Genomic DNA, 14,224 nt, shown 5'->3' with positions numbered 1-14,224 from the left:
ACCCACACGAATTGCTTGATTCAGTTGTTAAAGAGCGGTTGGTTAAGATCTTTCGTCTCAACCGAGGCGCGCATTCTACAGCAGCCTCATTTGCTGTCAAGTGATTATTTTCAGAAGTTTTCGAAGAATTCTTCAACAACTTCAACCACTTGCGCTTCCGATCTCTCGTCAGCGGGAGGCGAATTCTACAGCGTTACACGCTGCTGTCAACACCTCTTTTTCAACTTCCTTTTGGCTTCGATGAACCGAAGCAGCTTGCTGCCGAAAACTACGCAACTCATTGAATCTCAAGGAGTTTTCCGTTTCGACTGCGCCGGAAGTGGGGCGAATTATAGACATCTGAAATCTGCCGTCAACCGTTAATTTCAGTTTTATTGCAAAACCTGCTTTTTAGCCAACAACCGCGGGATTCGACGGGCAACCGCAGGCACACGTAGCAATAGGAGCATCGCGCCTATAAAGGCATAGATCGCCCACTCCCTGAGATCTGCCCGCACAATCCATAGCATATGCAGCAATCCGAGCCCCAAAATCACGTACACCAACCGATGCAGTTTCTTCCAGCGCACACCCAAGCGGCGCTGACTGTAGCGATTGGACGTAACCGCCAACGCCAACAGACCAAGGAAACCCAGCGTCCCCACAATAATGTACGGCCGCTTACGCAACTCCACGCCCAACTGAGACCAGTCGAAACCAAGGATGAACGCCATATAACTGAACAGATGCAGAACCACATAGGCAAAACACCAAAGTCCCAACTGACGGCGTACAGCAATCCAGCCCGCCCAACCCGTCATTTTCTGCAACGGCGTCATGCTCAAAGTGATCAGCAGCAATACCAGCGTCCCAAGCCCCAATCGATCAACCAGGACTTTGCCAGGATCCGGCCCCAGCAGATCAGCGAACGCCTGATAAAACCAAAGCAATGGCCAGATCGCCGCTGCGATGAAAACACCTACACGCCAGAACGGATATCGCATCAGTAGTTCTTCCGCAGATCGAGCCCTGTATATAAAGAAGCGACTTCATCCGCGTAGCCGTTGAACATCTGCGTATCACGCACATTCGGCTTGAACAGACTGTTCGGCAGACGCCGTTCCCGCGCCTGAGTCCAGCGCGGGTGATCAACCGTCGGATTCACGTTGGCATAAAAACCGTATTCATCTGCCGCGATGCTCTGCCAAGTCGTCTTGGGCTGCTCGCTGACCAGACTGATCCGCACAATGGACTTCACACTCTTGAAGCCATACTTCCACGGCACCACCAGACGCAGCGGCGCACCGTTCTGATTCGGCAACTCACGGCCATACATGCCAACCGCCAGAATCGCCAGGGGATTCATCGCCTCGTCCAGGCGCAAGCCTTCTACATAAGGCCAGTCGATCAGGGCAAAACCCGAGCGCTGACCTGGCATGCTCTTGGGATCCTGCAGGGTTTCGAAGCGAATGTATTTGGCCTTGGAGGTCGGCTCGACCTGTTTGAGCAGCGCAGAAATCGGAAAACCCATCCACGGGATAACCATCGACCACGCCTCAACACAGCGAAGGCGATAAATACGCTCCTCCAACTGGTACGGTTTCATGAAGTCTTCCAGCGCGTAACGCCCTGGCTTACCCACCTCCCCATCGACGACAACGCTCCACGGCTCGGTTTTCAGCGAACCGGCATTGGCGGCCGGATCGCCCTTGTCGGTGCCGAACTCATAGAAGTTGTTGTAATGGGTTGCGTCTTTATAAGGCGTGATCGCCTCATCCTTGACGTTGACTGCGCCCCATTTAGTAGAGGACAGCTTGTCGGTAAACCAGGCAGGCGCTTTACCGGGTTCGACATCGGCGTACCGAGCGGCATCCTCGGCATTGGCCCAGCGCGGCAGGCTACTGACGGCAAGTCCGGCAGCAGTAGCCCCCAACAATTGGCGACGGGACAGATAAATGGATTCAGGCGTGACATCCGACTCGTGGCAGTCGGACGCTTTGGGGACTTTGATCAACATGGCAACTCCGCAGCTTTGGAGGACTGATGCACCCATAGACTGCGGAGTATGCGGGAAATTACATCACTCGGCTTTTTTGTGCCGACGAAGATGCAACAGGTACTGCACCGGGCCAGAAGCGGCGTAGGCGAGGAACACCAGCAGCAGAATGCGCGGTGGATCGCTGAAGACCACGGCGAACACCAGCACCACCGCAAGGATCGCCACGAACGGTACGCGACCTTTCAGATCCAGCTCTTTAAAGCTGTTGTACTTGATATTACTGACCATCAGCATGCCGGCCGCCGCAACCATCAGTGCGACCAGGAACGACATCTTCGAACCTTGAATACCGTAATCGCTGAACGCCCAGACAATCCCCGCGACCACACCGGCAGCCGCCGGACTGGCCAGACCGATGAAGTAGCGCTTGTCAGCCGTACCCACCTGAGTATTGAAGCGCGCCAGACGCAACGCTGCGCCGGCCACATAGATGAAGGCAACCATCCAGCCGACCTTGCCCATGTCACCCAATGCCCAGCCAAAGGCCAGTAGCGCCGGTGCGACACCAAAAGCGACCATGTCCGAAAGCGAGTCATACTCGGCGCCGAAGGCACTTTGCGTATTGGTCATGCGCGCTACGCGGCCATCAAGACCATCGAGCACCATGGCCACGAAAATCGCGATCGCGGCAAAGGCGAAATACTTGCTCGCATTCGCAGAGTCACCGGCGCTCAAGGCAGCCTGGGCACTCATCGAGTTGATGATGGAATAAAACCCTGCAAACAGGTTCGCAGTGGTGAACAGATTCGGCAGCAGATAGATACCACGATGCCGGACTTTACGACCTTCTGCGTCGTGCCCTTCCTCGATGTGCTCATCGATGGGCAGCAGGCTTTCGGCGTCAGAAGCCTGGTTCGGCTCTTCGGGACGTTCGCTCATGGACATTACCTTGCAACGGTTTGGAGAAAATTCGACAGAGGCTTGAGGACGACAGTTCGGCCACAAACGATGCAGCTTTATACCAGAACCACCGCCTCAAACGAAAAAACGCGGCCGAGGCCGCGTTTTTCGTACAAGGATGACGACTTAGTTTTTGGCTTTGTCGACGATCTTGTTGGCACCGATCCACGGCATCATGGAGCGCAGTTGCTCGCCGATGATTTCGATACCGTGAGCGGCATTGTTACGACGCTTGGCGGTCATCGAAGGGTAGCCGGTTGCGCCTTCGCTGATGAACATTTTGGCGTATTCGCCGTCCTGAATACGTTTCAGGGCGTTGCGCATGGCCTGACGGGATTCGGCGTTGATCACTTCCGGGCCGGTCACGTACTCGCCGTATTCGGCGTTGTTGGAGATCGAGTAGTTCATGTTGGCGATACCGCCTTCGTACATGAGGTCAACGATCAGTTTCAGTTCGTGCAGGCACTCGAAGTAGGCCATTTCCGGCGCGTAGCCAGCTTCAACCAGAGTTTCGAAACCGGCTTTCACCAGCTCAACGGTACCGCCACACAGAACGGCTTGTTCGCCGAACAGGTCGGTTTCGGTCTCGTCCTTGAAGGTGGTTTCGATGATGCCGGTACGACCGCCACCCACGCCAGCTGCGTAGGACAGTGCAACGTTTTTGGCGTTGCCCGAAGCGTCCTGGTAGATCGCGATCAGGTCAGGGATACCGCCACCCTTCACGAACTCGGAACGTACGGTGTGGCCCGGAGCTTTCGGCGCGATCATGATCACGTCGAGGTCGGCACGCGGAACAACCTGGTTGTAGTGAATCGCGAAGCCGTGGGAGAAGGCCAAGGTGGCGCCTTTCTTGATGTTCGGCTCGATTTCGTTCTTGTACAGCTGGGACTGGAATTCGTCCGGGGTCAGGATCATGACCAGGTCGGCGCCAGCAACAGCGGCAGCCACGTCGGTCACTTTCAGGCCGTGAGCTTCGGCTTTGGCAACAGTGGCCGAACCTTTACGCAGACCAACGGTAACGTCGACACCGGAATCTTTCAGGTTGCACGCTTGGGCGTGGCCCTGGGAACCGTAACCGATGATGGCAACTTTCTTGCCCTGGATGATCGACAGGTCGCAGTCTTTATCGTAGAAAACTTTCATGAATTTCCCCTATATATCCAGGCCGTTCAGGCCATTCGCTAATTTGGTTTAGATGCTGAGTACTTTGTCGCCGCGGGCAATGCCGGTCACGCCGCTACGGACGGTTTCCAGAATCGATGCGGTGCCGATGGATTGAATGAAGCTGTCGAGCTTGTCGCTGGTACCGGTCAATTGAACGGTATACACGCTGGCGCTGACATCGACGATCTGTCCACGGTAAATATCGGTGGTGCGTTTGATCTCGGCGCGCTGGGCGCCAGTGGCCTTGACCTTGACCAGCATCAGCTCGCGCTCGATATGAGCGCTTTCCGACAGGTCCACCAGCTTGACCACTTCGATCAGCTTGTTCAGGTTTTTGGTGATCTGCTCGATGATTTCATCGTGGCCGACAGTGGTCAGCGTCAGACGCGACAGCGTCGGGTCTTCGGTTGGCGCCACCGTCAGGCTTTCAATGTTGTAGTTGCGCTGCGAGAACAGGCCGACTACGCGAGACAAAGCGCCGGGTTCGTTTTCCAGAAGCAGGGAAATAATGTGCCGCATGATTAAGTACGCTCCGTCTTGCTCAGCCACATATCGCGCATGGAGCCGTCTTTGATCTGCATCGGATAGACGTGCTCGCTGGTATCGACCGAAATATCGATCACCACCAGACGGTCCTTCATGGCGAACGCTTCTTCCATCTTCGACTTCAAATCTTTCGAATCGGTGATGCGCACGCCGACGTGACCGTAGGCTTCAGCCAGTTTGACGAAGTCAGGCAGCGACTCCATGTAAGAGTGCGAGTGACGGCTGCCGTAGCTCATGTCCTGCCATTGACGAACCATCCCCAGAACGCCGTTGTTCAGGATGACGATTTTCACCGGCAAGCCGTATTGCAGGCAGGTCGACAGTTCCTGGATGTTCATCTGGATGCTGCCTTCGCCAGTGACGCAGGCAACGTCGTCATCCGGGAAGCTCAACTTGATGCCCATGGCCGCCGGGAAACCGAAGCCCATGGTGCCCAGGCCACCGGAGTTGATCCAGCGGTTAGGCTTGTTGAACTTGTAGTACTGCGCAGCGAACATCTGGTGCTGGCCCACGTCGGAAGTGATGAAGGCATCGCCCTTGGTCACTTCGCACAGGGTTTCGATCACGGTCTGTGGCTTGATCAGGCTGCCGTCGCCCTTTTCATAAGGGAACAGGCCGCGATCACCACGCCATTCATCAACTTGCTTCCACCAACTGGCAACGGACTCCTTGTTCGGGGTCTCACCGATTTCCTTGAGGATCGCGACCATTTCGGTCAGGACGCTCTCCACCGGGCCAACGATTGGCACGTCGGCCTTGATGGTCTTGGAGATTGAAGCCGGGTCGATGTCGATGTGGATGATCTTGGCATTCGGGCAGAACTTCGCCGCGCCGTTGATCACCCGGTCATCGAAACGCGCGCCGACAGCGAGGATCACGTCGGCATGGTGCATCGCCAGGTTGGCGGTGTAGCTGCCGTGCATGCCGAGCATGCCGATGAACTGCCGGTCGGTGCCTGGGAAACCGCCCAGGCCCATCAGGGTGTTGGTCACTGGCAGGTTGAGCATTTTCGCCAGTTCGGTCAGCGGTGCGGAACCGTTGCCGAGGATCACGCCGCCACCGGAATAGAGCACAGGACGCTTGGCCGCCAGGAGCATTTCTGCCGCCTTGCGGATTTGCCCGGAGTGGCCGCGGACGGCCGGGCTGTAGGAACGCAGCTTGGCTTTTTTCGGGAAGACGTATTCGAACTTTTCGGCCGGGTTGGTCATGTCTTTCGGGATATCGACCACGACCGGGCCCGGACGACCGGATTGCGCCAGGTAGAACGCCTTCTTCATGACTTCCGGGATTTCCGAAGCGTGCTTGATCATGAAACTGTGCTTCACGATCGGCCGGGAGATACCGATCATGTCGGTTTCCTGGAACGCGTCGGTGCCGACCATGGTGCTTGGCACCTGACCGGAAATGATCACCATTGGAATCGAATCCATATAGGCGGTGGCGATACCGGTGATGGCGTTTGTGGCGCCAGGACCTGATGTCACCAGTACCACGCCGGCTTTACCGGTGGCACGGGCGTAGCCGTCAGCCATATGGGTAGCCGCTTGTTCATGACGAACCAGGATGTGGGTCACTTCCGGTTCTTTGAACAGGGCATCGTAAACATGAAGGAGAGCACCACCCGGGTACCCGTAGATATATTTGACGCCTTCGTCACGCAAAAAGCGGACGAGCATCTCACCGCCAGATAAAAGCTCCACGTTGTTCACCTCTAAAACGCCAGAATACCGTCCACACAAAAGGGGCGGGTCTTAATAGGTTTACTTCTCGGCAGAGCATGAGCGACGGTGGTCGCCGACTACGTCAGCACTGACTGAGCAAGTATTGGGATCGTCCCAAGTGTTGCGGGCCTTTCCCACCCAGCGCGAGGTAACGCGTTGCGGGTGTAACAGGTCGACGCGGATATGCGCCTCATGATCTACCGAGTGGGTCTGCTTCTGGCAGTCCCTCTACAGCGGACTTTGGATTCTTCTGTTTCGCCCTCTCCAAGTCAAGCCGTCAATGTGCTTAATTGTGGGTAAGCACATGAGAACGCAAGAAAAAACCTGAAAACAGCTACTCTGTTAGCGTCAATTGCGCAATTTTGCCAAGGAATCAGCATGCGAACGCTTCTGTTAACTCTGCTGATCGGCCTCAGCCCATGGTGCTCGGCCGCTCAGATCTACAAATGGGTCGATGCCCAGGGCGTCACGCACTTCGATGCGCAGCCACCGCAAGGGCTGCCGGCGACGACTGTGCAGACGCCCTCCTCGCCCCCACCGAAACCTGCCGCCATGCCTGGCAGTGGTGCGTTGGGCGATCAGAAAGCCATCGACGACAAGGTGAAGAAACAGGTGGCGGAGCAGCAGGCGCAGCTCAAGGCATTTTGCGAACAGGCACGGACGAACCTGGCGCAATTGCAGAACAATCCGCGGTTGAGGGAGGAAGTGGAGGGACAATTACGGCGGCTGGATGATGCGCAGCGTCAGGAGCGCATTGTCGAAGCGCAGAAGCAGATTGCGCAGAACTGCGAATAGTCACCTGTAGGAGCTGCCGCAGGTTCGGGCCGCGATCGGACGATCTTTTGACCTTGCTTCCAAGAGCAGATCAAAAGATCGCAGCCTGCGGCAGCTCCTACAGGGAGATCGGCACTAGCGCGAGGCGGTAATCAGCAGGTCAAACTCTTTGAGCAGCACCTGCAGTTGGCGATCCTTGCCCTGCAGATTGCGCTGGGCGAAGACCATTTCAGCCATTTCCTGAATGCCCGAGGCATTGGGCAGCGGCAGATCCTGTTCGAGGATCATCTTCATCCGCGGCAGGAAGATCCATTGCAGCCATTGCTCGAAATCCAGCGTGTCGACCGAAAACGGTTCGACACTGCTCAGGGCTTCGGCCGATGGCTGGACCTCATCCCACCAACCCTGCGTGCGCAGTTCGCGCTCGATCAACAGCAACTGATCGGCGATTTTCGGGAAACGGGAATCCATCACAGCGAAACCTTGGCCTTCTGACGAGCCAGCGCCGCACCGGCGGAGTCGCCCTGCTTCTCACGTGACTGCGCGATGATTTCCCACAGGCTGGCCTGCAAGTCCGGACGACCGTTGGCCATGGTCAGCGCCCGACGGGCGAACTGCTCGGCCTGCGGCGCATCGCCTTGAGCCATGCGTACTTGCGCCAGACGATAAAGCACTTGCGGCTCACGCGGGGCAACGCGTTGCGCGCGCTCGAGGCTGGAAGACGCACCGTTGAGGTCGCCACCGGCCTGTTGCTGCTGTGCGGTGGTCAGCAAGGCGAGGACCGGACCGTCCAGTTGCTCGTCCGCCGACAGACCACCGCCACTGCTGGCCGAAGGAATCCCGCTTGGCGTCGAAGGCATGCTGTAACTGCCGGAGTTGATCGGCGCCGACTCGACCGGCGTCGGGTTGTACGGCCCTGCGGTGATACCGCCAGACGCCGGGCCCGGCACGATCGGCGAGGAGCTGATCGGCGCCGATGTCGTGGCGCCGCCACCCGGCACCATCACCACCACGCCGGTATCGCCTTGCGGGATGGCCTGAGATTGCGCCTGGCCCTGGACTGGGCGTGTGACTGTCGTCTTGCGAAAACCGCCGTTGGCCGACAGCCGTTCGCTATTGGACACGGCCGTGCCGGAATCCACCACTGGGATCGAACCACGCTGTACGGTAGAGCAGCCGCTGAGCAAAGCCACGGCGGTCACCGCTGGAATCAACCACTTGTTCACTTGAAACCCTCTTTGCTTAATTCATCCAGCCCTTGACCCAATCCATCACCGACTCTGGCGAGGCAGGCGTTTCGCTTGCACACGCGGCGCCGGGTGGTGGTTCGCTGCCGCGAATATACGGCATCTGTACCGCCCCCGGACAGTTGGCATCAGAGCCTTGTCCGGTACGCGAATCGACCCACGCCTGCACGATGTTGTCCGGCTGCGGCATGTCCAGCGGCAGCGGATCGGCCTTGCGCATGAAACTGGTCCAGACCTGCAACGCACCGGTCGCACCGGTAAACGGAGTCTTGCCGTTGTCGTCACGACCGAGCCAGACCACGGCCAGCAGATCCTGACTGAAACCGGCGAACCAGCTGTCACGCGAATCGTTACTGGTACCGGTCTTGCCGGCCAGCGTGAGGGTCTTGGGCAGCACGTTGTAAACCGAGCTGCCGGTACCTTCACGCATGACCCGCTGCATGGCGTTCTGGATCAGGTAGATGGACGCCGGATCGAAACGCTGCTCGATCTGGAACGGATAACGCTTGAGTGGCTCGCCATCGGCGGTCAGCACGCTGCGAATCCCGCGCATCGGCGTATTGAAACCACCGTTGGCGAGGGTCTGGTACATGGTCGCGACTTCGATCGGAGTCATGCCACCGGCGCCCAGCAACATAGACGGGAATGCAGGGAACTCACGCGTCACACCCAGACGCCCCAAGGTCTTGAGCACGTTAGGCACGCCGACTTCCAGACCCAGACGCGAGGTCGACAGGTTGTAGGAATGCGCCAGGCCTTGATAGAGGAACACGGTACCGTGGGAGCGGCGATCATAATTCTGCGGTTTCCACACCTGACCGTTCGCGCCTTTGACCGACAACGGATCGTCGGACAGCCAACTGGTCAGTGTGTACTGGCTCGGTTTCTCCAGCGCGGTCAGATAAACCGCCGGTTTGATCAACGAACCGATCGGCCGCACCGCGTCCAGTGCGCGGTTGAAACCGGCATAACTGGCCTGACGGCTGCCGATCATCGCCTGGACTTCGCCGGTTTCCGGATTGGTCACGACCATCGCTGCTTCCACGTCATCAGAGCCTTTGCGCCCGGCCAGACGTTTAAAGGTGTCGTTGACCGAGGCTTCTGCTTTCATCTGCAGGATCGGGTCGAAACTGGTGAAGATCCGCAGGCCTTCTTCGGTCAAGTCTTCGTCGCGGTAGTCTTCGCGCAACTGGCGTTTGACCAGATCGATAAAGCCCGGAAACGAGCTGTCGGCAAGCTTGCCGCGCGTGGTCACGCCCAAGGGCATTTTCTTCGCCGCTTCAACCTGCTCGGCAGTCGCCACGCCTTGCTGCTCAAGCACGTCGAGCACCAGATTACGGCGTTCCAGCGCACGCTCCGGATTGCGCCGCGGGTTGTAGTAAGACGGGCCCTTGACCATGCCGACCAGCAACGCGACCTGATGCAGCTTCAGCTCGGACAGTGGCTGGCCGAAGAAGAACTGGCTGGCCAGACCGAAACCGTGCACCGCACGCTGACCGTCTTGCCCGACAAAGACTTCATTGAGGTAGGCCTCAAGGATTTCCTTTTTGTCGTAGTGCAGTTCCAGCAGCATCGCCATCATCGCTTCGGTGAGTTTGCGGCTCAGGCTGCGCTCGTTGGTGAGGTAGAAGTTCTTGACCAATTGCTGGGTCAGCGTACTACCGCCCTGGGTCATCTTGCCGCCAGAGGTGTTGACCCAGATCGCCCGGGCAATCGACTTCGGCGACACGCCCCAGTGGCTGTAATAGTCGCGATCTTCAACTGCTACCAGGGTTTCCAGCAGATACGGCGGCACCTGATCGAGCTTGATCAGGATGCGGTCTTCGAGGTTTTTCGGGTAGATGCCGCCGATCATCAGCGGCTCGAGCCGCACCACGGACAATTTACCGCCGTTGAGCCCGGAGAGCTCGGCCACATAGTCGCCAGAGAAACGCACGCGTACTGGCTGGGCTTTTTCCAGGCCTTCATAGAACTGGAAGCCGCGGGTATTCAGATCAACGGTATTGCCGTTGACGGCGGCAGCGCCGGGGCCATTGCTCACGGCTTCGCGGCGATAGCCCAAGGCATCGAGTTCAGTGAGGAAATCGTCTTTGCTGAGCTTTTGTCCGACGAACAGCTCGAGCGGCCGCGCGTAAACCTTGGCCGGGATGGTCCAGCGCTTGCCGGAGAACTTCTCCTGCACCACGGCATCGAGGTAAACGGCGAAGCCGGCCAGCACCACAAGGCCGACCAGGCTGAGTTTAATGGCCCAGCTCAACCACGGGCTAAGGCCCTTGGAGACTGGTTTTTTCTTGGTACGGGGGGATCGAGTTCGAGTCATGGCGGCGGATTATACGCACTTTATTCATCCTCAACAGGAGCGCTCCGAGGTTTGCGTCGGGCTGGCGAGCGGCCATAATGGCGACCTCGAATTTCCCAGTCTCTGAAGGATCGCCCGTGAGCCAGTCCCTGATCGCTGCCCTGCAAAACCCGGCCCTCTACCCGCACCCAGTCGAAGGGTTCCAGGTCATCGAAACCCATATCTCGTGGGTGATCCTCACTGGCCCCTTTGCTTATAAAGTGAAGAAGCCGGTGAATTTCGGCTTCCTCGACTTCACCGGCCTGGAGTCGCGCGCACATTTCTGTGCTGAAGAACTGCGTCTGAACCAACGTCTGACCGATGATTTGTATCTGGACGTGTTGCCGGTGACCGGCAGCGTCGAAGCGCCGCAACTGGGTGGCGACGGCCCGGTGATCGAATATGTGCTGAAAATGCGTCAATTCCCGCAGGCCGGCCTGCTCAGCACCCTGCAAGCCAACGGTGAGCTGACCACCCAGCACATCGATGAGATGGCCGAGCAGATTGCCAAATTCCACCTCAGCGCACCGAAGGTTCCGGCCGAGCACGAAGCCGGCACCCCGGATGCGGTGATGGCCCCGGTCGCGCAAAACTTCGAACAGATTCTGCCGTTCCTCAGCGATAAAAACGATTTGCTGCAACTTGAAGCGCTGAAAGCCTGGGCCGAAAGCAGCTTCGAACGCCTCAAGCCCCTGTTCGCCCAACGCAAGGCCGAGGGTTTCACCCGCGAATGCCACGGCGACATCCACCTGGGCAACGCCACTGTCATCAATGGCAAAGTGGTGATCTTCGACTGCATCGAGTTCAACGAACCGTTCCGCTTCACTGACGTCTGGGCCGATACCGGTTTCCTGGCGATGGACCTGGAAGACCGCGGTCTGAAATCCCTCGCCCGCCGCTTCATCAGCCAGTACCTGGAGCTGACCGGCGACTATCAAGGCCTGGAAGTGCTGAACTTCTATAAAGCCTACCGCGCGCTGGTTCGTGCCAAAGTCGCGCTGTTCAGCATGCCGGCGGACGCCACCCCGGTGCAACGCGCCACTACCCTGCGCCAGTACCGCAACTACGCCAACCTTGCAGAAAGCTACAGCACCATTCCTTCGCGCTTCATGGCAATTACCCACGGCGTATCGGCGGTCGGCAAGAGCCACGTGGCCATGCGTCTGGTCGAAGCGCTGGGCGCGATTCGCCTGCGTTCCGACGTCGAGCGCAAGCGCCTGTTCGGCGAGCAAACCGTAGCCAACGATGTGCAGGCAGGGATTTACAGTGCTGATGCCAGCGCCGCGACCTATGCCCGTCTGCATGAAATCGCTGAAGTGATCCTGCACGCCGGTTTCCCGGTGGTGATCGACGCGACTTACCTCAAGCGCGAACAACGCGATAGCGCGGCAAAAATCGCTGAAGCCACCGGCACACCGTTCCTGATCCTCGACTGCAACGCGCCGCAAGCGGTGATCGAGAGCTGGCTGGCGATCCGTCAGGCCGACCAGAAAGATCCTTCCGATGCCACGCTGGCCGTGATCGAGGCTCAGCAAGCCAGCCGCGAAGCCCTGACGCCAGAAGAAATCCTGCGCAGCAAACGCGTGCAAACCAATGAAAGCGGGACGCTCGACACCGTTGTGGCGCAGATCCGCCAGCGTCTGCCGGGCCTGTAAGAAACTATTTCGGCCGTGAAGCCCTCGCTTGCTTCACGGCCGTCAAATAGTGGCACTATACTGGCGTCATAAAACCAACAGGTGATCTGACATGAGCCAGCCGAAACTTCTCGATACCCCGCTTTATGCCTTGCTGCACAAAGACGACATCACAGGCTTCAACAAGGAACGCCCGCAAGACGGCCCGATCGACATGGTCGGCGGCGACTTTCGTGGTCTCGATCTGCGTGAACTGAACGCCGATGGCGTGGATTTCCGGGACGCGTACTTTCGCTCCGCCGATTTGCGCGGCATCGATTTCCGTAATTCATCGCTCGAAGGCGCAAGCCTGGCGCACGCACAGATTTCCGGAGCGTATTTTCCGCCGGAGCTGAGTGCCGACGAGATCCTGATGTCGATGAATTTTGGTACACGCCTGCGTTATCGCACCCGCTGATCCTTTTTTATCTTTCTCTGACCCGACGCCTTTCCCCTGTGGGAGCGGGCTTGCTCGCGAAGGCGTAGTGTCAGTCGATACATCTGTTGGCTGAAAGGCCCCCTTCGCGAGCGCCCACTCCCACCTTCATTTTCCGCGTTTTCGTCCCTCCTTTCTGCGTTCGCCCCCCCTTTCTTAGTAGCGTTTGCGTCTAATCCGACCAAACAACCACGCTTTTCCTACTGATGGCTACACTCCTGAGAAGATCGCCCACGCACCATTCGGCCGTCGCAAGGAGGCTTGATGAATGATGAACTGCAACACCTGAAGAATCTTGGCAAGACGTCGGCGCAGTGGCTGCATGCCGTGGGCATCCACAGCGCCTCGGACTTGCGTCGCCTGGGGGCGGTAGACGCCTATCGGGCCGTGCGCACCCGCGGGTTTCGCGCGTCAAAGGTGTTGTTGTACGCGATCGAAGGGGCGCTGATGGATGTGCACTGGAACGACATCCCGGCCGAACGCAAAGACGCCTTGAACAAGCAGCTCGAAGCCATTTCCTCGCGCCACAAGAACTGAACAGGCACTGACGGCCATGTATCTGCTCGGAGAACAATCGGCACCGGTCGATGCACTGATCAATCGCTTGCAGAGCTTGCCCGCGCGCTGGCTGGAAGGGCTTGCGCCGTGCGGGCCAGCCTTTGAGCCAGATATCTCTGACAACCTGATGGCACAGCTCCCACACGATCAGTTGTTTCTGCTGACAGAAGGCGTGATCCACGGCGCCATCGGCGGCCGTGCGCTGTTTTACTGGCAGGAAGGCGATCTGATCGGGCTGCAGCAAGGTGACGCCTGGGCCGATTGCCGACTGCGCAGCGACGGGCCATTGCGCTTGTTGCCCTATCGGCGAACCGATTTGTTCCAGCATTTGTATGCCGAGCCGGGCCGGGCCGAGCAATGGCTTGAGTATCTGCTGGGGCAGATGGCGCTGCTGGCTCATGCGGTGGCCGAACTGAAACCGCGGGAGTTTCGCAGCACCAATGGCTTCAAGCGGGTCGAGAGCGGTGAAGTACTGATCCAGCAGGGCGATGCCGCCGATCACGTCTTCGTGATCATCGATGGGCATGCCGAAGCATTTGTTGACGGGCACAAGGTTGGCGAAGTGCCTAAGGACGAGATTTTCGGCGCCATGGCGGTGTTCACCGGCGAGCCGCGTAACGCTACCGTCATTGCTCGCGAGCCGAGCACAGTGATGCTGATTCCCGGAGAGCAGTTTCTGAACATGACCCGCAACAATCCGAAGATTGCCCACAGCCTGATCGAGAGCATGGCCCGACGCATCGGCCAGCTCAATCAACAGATCACGCAACTGAGTGCCGTCAAACCTCCACGTTGAGTCCCGTATTTCCGGGGCATTCCGGCCATTCGC

Annotated in this window: 14 protein-coding genes; 5 read left to right on the top strand and 9 right to left on the bottom strand. The window is 58.3% G+C overall.

The window, feature by feature from the left end; translation table 11 throughout:
• Positions 1-371 precede the first annotated feature (371 nt).
• The 6 genes from msrQ to CKW11_RS26815 all read right to left on the bottom strand — a co-directional run bounded on the left by msrQ (position 372) and on the right by CKW11_RS26815 (position 6,348).
• Positions 372-983 (bottom strand): protein-methionine-sulfoxide reductase heme-binding subunit MsrQ, encoded by a 612-nt coding sequence (msrQ, locus tag CKW11_RS26840; RefSeq protein ID WP_095140091.1) that lies wholly within the window; start codon positions 981-983, stop codon positions 372-374.
• On the bottom strand, positions 983-1,996 hold the full coding sequence (msrP, locus tag CKW11_RS26835) for a protein-methionine-sulfoxide reductase catalytic subunit MsrP (protein WP_095140090.1): 1,014 nt from the start codon (positions 1,994-1,996) through the stop codon (positions 983-985). Before msrP ends, msrQ begins: the two co-directional genes overlap by 1 nt.
• Before the next feature lie 63 nt (positions 1,997-2,059).
• Positions 2,060-2,917 (bottom strand): CDP-diacylglycerol--serine O-phosphatidyltransferase, encoded by an 858-nt coding sequence (pssA, locus tag CKW11_RS26830; RefSeq protein ID WP_095140089.1) that lies wholly within the window; start codon positions 2,915-2,917, stop codon positions 2,060-2,062.
• A 147-nt stretch (positions 2,918-3,064) separates the two neighbouring features.
• A complete protein-coding gene (gene ilvC, locus CKW11_RS26825; RefSeq protein WP_007959661.1) occupies positions 3,065-4,081 on the bottom strand; it encodes a ketol-acid reductoisomerase in 1,017 nt (338 codons plus the stop codon).
• A 48-nt stretch (positions 4,082-4,129) separates the two neighbouring features.
• Positions 4,130-4,621, bottom strand: coding sequence for an acetolactate synthase small subunit (gene ilvN, locus CKW11_RS26820; protein WP_003205610.1), 492 nt, complete (start codon positions 4,619-4,621; stop codon positions 4,130-4,132).
• 2 nt (positions 4,622-4,623) lie between these two features.
• Complete coding sequence (locus tag CKW11_RS26815; protein ID WP_041065497.1) at positions 4,624-6,348, bottom strand: acetolactate synthase 3 large subunit; 1,725 nt, start codon at positions 6,346-6,348, stop codon at positions 4,624-4,626.
• Positions 6,349-6,747: 399 nt separating this feature from the next.
• Here CKW11_RS26815 and CKW11_RS26810 point away from each other — a divergent pair, with 399 nt between their 5' ends.
• Positions 6,748-7,164 (top strand): DUF4124 domain-containing protein, encoded by a 417-nt coding sequence (locus CKW11_RS26810; RefSeq protein WP_095140088.1) that lies wholly within the window; start codon positions 6,748-6,750, stop codon positions 7,162-7,164.
• A gap of 114 nt (positions 7,165-7,278) precedes the next feature.
• On the opposite strand, the gene CKW11_RS26805 is transcribed toward CKW11_RS26810, so the two are convergent.
• Genes CKW11_RS26805 through mrcB form a run of 3 tightly spaced genes read right to left on the bottom strand, consistent with a single transcriptional unit; the run spans position 7,279 to position 10,710 of the window.
• Positions 7,279-7,614: a YqcC family protein gene (locus tag CKW11_RS26805; RefSeq protein ID WP_007963922.1), complete on the bottom strand. Its 336-nt coding sequence runs from the start codon at positions 7,612-7,614 to the stop codon at positions 7,279-7,281.
• Complete coding sequence (locus CKW11_RS26800) at positions 7,614-8,369, bottom strand: tetratricopeptide repeat protein (protein WP_095140087.1); 756 nt, start codon at positions 8,367-8,369, stop codon at positions 7,614-7,616. Before CKW11_RS26800 ends, CKW11_RS26805 begins: the two co-directional genes overlap by 1 nt.
• Before the next feature lie 16 nt (positions 8,370-8,385).
• On the bottom strand, positions 8,386-10,710 hold the full coding sequence (gene mrcB, locus CKW11_RS26795; RefSeq protein ID WP_095140086.1) for a penicillin-binding protein 1B: 2,325 nt from the start codon (positions 10,708-10,710) through the stop codon (positions 8,386-8,388).
• A 116-nt stretch (positions 10,711-10,826) separates the two neighbouring features.
• Between mrcB and CKW11_RS26790 the strand changes: the two genes are divergently transcribed.
• From CKW11_RS26790 to CKW11_RS26775, 4 genes are all read left to right on the top strand, one after another.
• Complete coding sequence (locus tag CKW11_RS26790) at positions 10,827-12,383, top strand: bifunctional aminoglycoside phosphotransferase/ATP-binding protein (protein WP_095140085.1); 1,557 nt, start codon at positions 10,827-10,829, stop codon at positions 12,381-12,383.
• 91 nt (positions 12,384-12,474) lie between these two features.
• Positions 12,475-12,819, top strand: a complete 345-nt coding sequence (locus CKW11_RS26785; RefSeq protein ID WP_095140084.1) for a pentapeptide repeat-containing protein — start codon at positions 12,475-12,477, stop codon at positions 12,817-12,819.
• Positions 12,820-13,101: 282 nt separating this feature from the next.
• Positions 13,102-13,374: a TfoX/Sxy family protein gene (locus CKW11_RS26780; RefSeq protein ID WP_003228231.1), complete on the top strand. Its 273-nt coding sequence runs from the start codon at positions 13,102-13,104 to the stop codon at positions 13,372-13,374.
• Between the two features lie 16 nt (positions 13,375-13,390).
• Positions 13,391-14,191 (top strand): Crp/Fnr family transcriptional regulator, encoded by an 801-nt coding sequence (locus CKW11_RS26775; RefSeq protein ID WP_095140083.1) that lies wholly within the window; start codon positions 13,391-13,393, stop codon positions 14,189-14,191.
• Positions 14,192-14,224 lie beyond the last annotated feature (33 nt).

Origin of the sequence: Pseudomonas sp. Irchel s3a10 (genome assembly GCF_900187525.1) — a bacterium.
Classification (GTDB): Bacteria; Pseudomonadota; Gammaproteobacteria; order Pseudomonadales; family Pseudomonadaceae; genus Aquipseudomonas; species Aquipseudomonas koreensis_G.
Note: the sequence above shows the minus strand (reverse complement) of the source record. Positions and strands in the feature narration are given on the sequence as shown.

Excerpts from the sequence above, each read along its gene's own strand:
- msrQ (WP_095140091.1), bottom strand. The coding sequence starts at position 983 with ATGCGATATCCGTTCTGGCGTGTAGGTGTTTTCATCGCAGCGGCGATC.
- msrP (WP_095140090.1), bottom strand. The coding sequence starts at position 1,996 with ATGTTGATCAAAGTCCCCAAAGCGTCCGACTGCCACGAGTCGGATGTC.
- pssA (WP_095140089.1), bottom strand. The coding sequence starts at position 2,917 with ATGAGCGAACGTCCCGAAGAGCCGAACCAGGCTTCTGACGCCGAAAGC.
- ilvC (WP_007959661.1), bottom strand. The coding sequence starts at position 4,081 with ATGAAAGTTTTCTACGATAAAGACTGCGACCTGTCGATCATCCAGGGC.
- ilvN (WP_003205610.1), bottom strand. The coding sequence starts at position 4,621 with ATGCGGCACATTATTTCCCTGCTTCTGGAAAACGAACCCGGCGCTTTG.
- CKW11_RS26810 (WP_095140088.1), top strand. The coding sequence starts at position 6,748 with ATGCGAACGCTTCTGTTAACTCTGCTGATCGGCCTCAGCCCATGGTGC.
- CKW11_RS26805 (WP_007963922.1), bottom strand. The coding sequence starts at position 7,614 with ATGGATTCCCGTTTCCCGAAAATCGCCGATCAGTTGCTGTTGATCGAG.
- mrcB (WP_095140086.1), bottom strand. The coding sequence starts at position 10,710 with ATGACTCGAACTCGATCCCCCCGTACCAAGAAAAAACCAGTCTCCAAG.
- CKW11_RS26785 (WP_095140084.1), top strand. The coding sequence starts at position 12,475 with ATGAGCCAGCCGAAACTTCTCGATACCCCGCTTTATGCCTTGCTGCAC.
- CKW11_RS26780 (WP_003228231.1), top strand. The coding sequence starts at position 13,102 with ATGAATGATGAACTGCAACACCTGAAGAATCTTGGCAAGACGTCGGCG.
- CKW11_RS26775 (WP_095140083.1), top strand. The coding sequence starts at position 13,391 with ATGTATCTGCTCGGAGAACAATCGGCACCGGTCGATGCACTGATCAAT.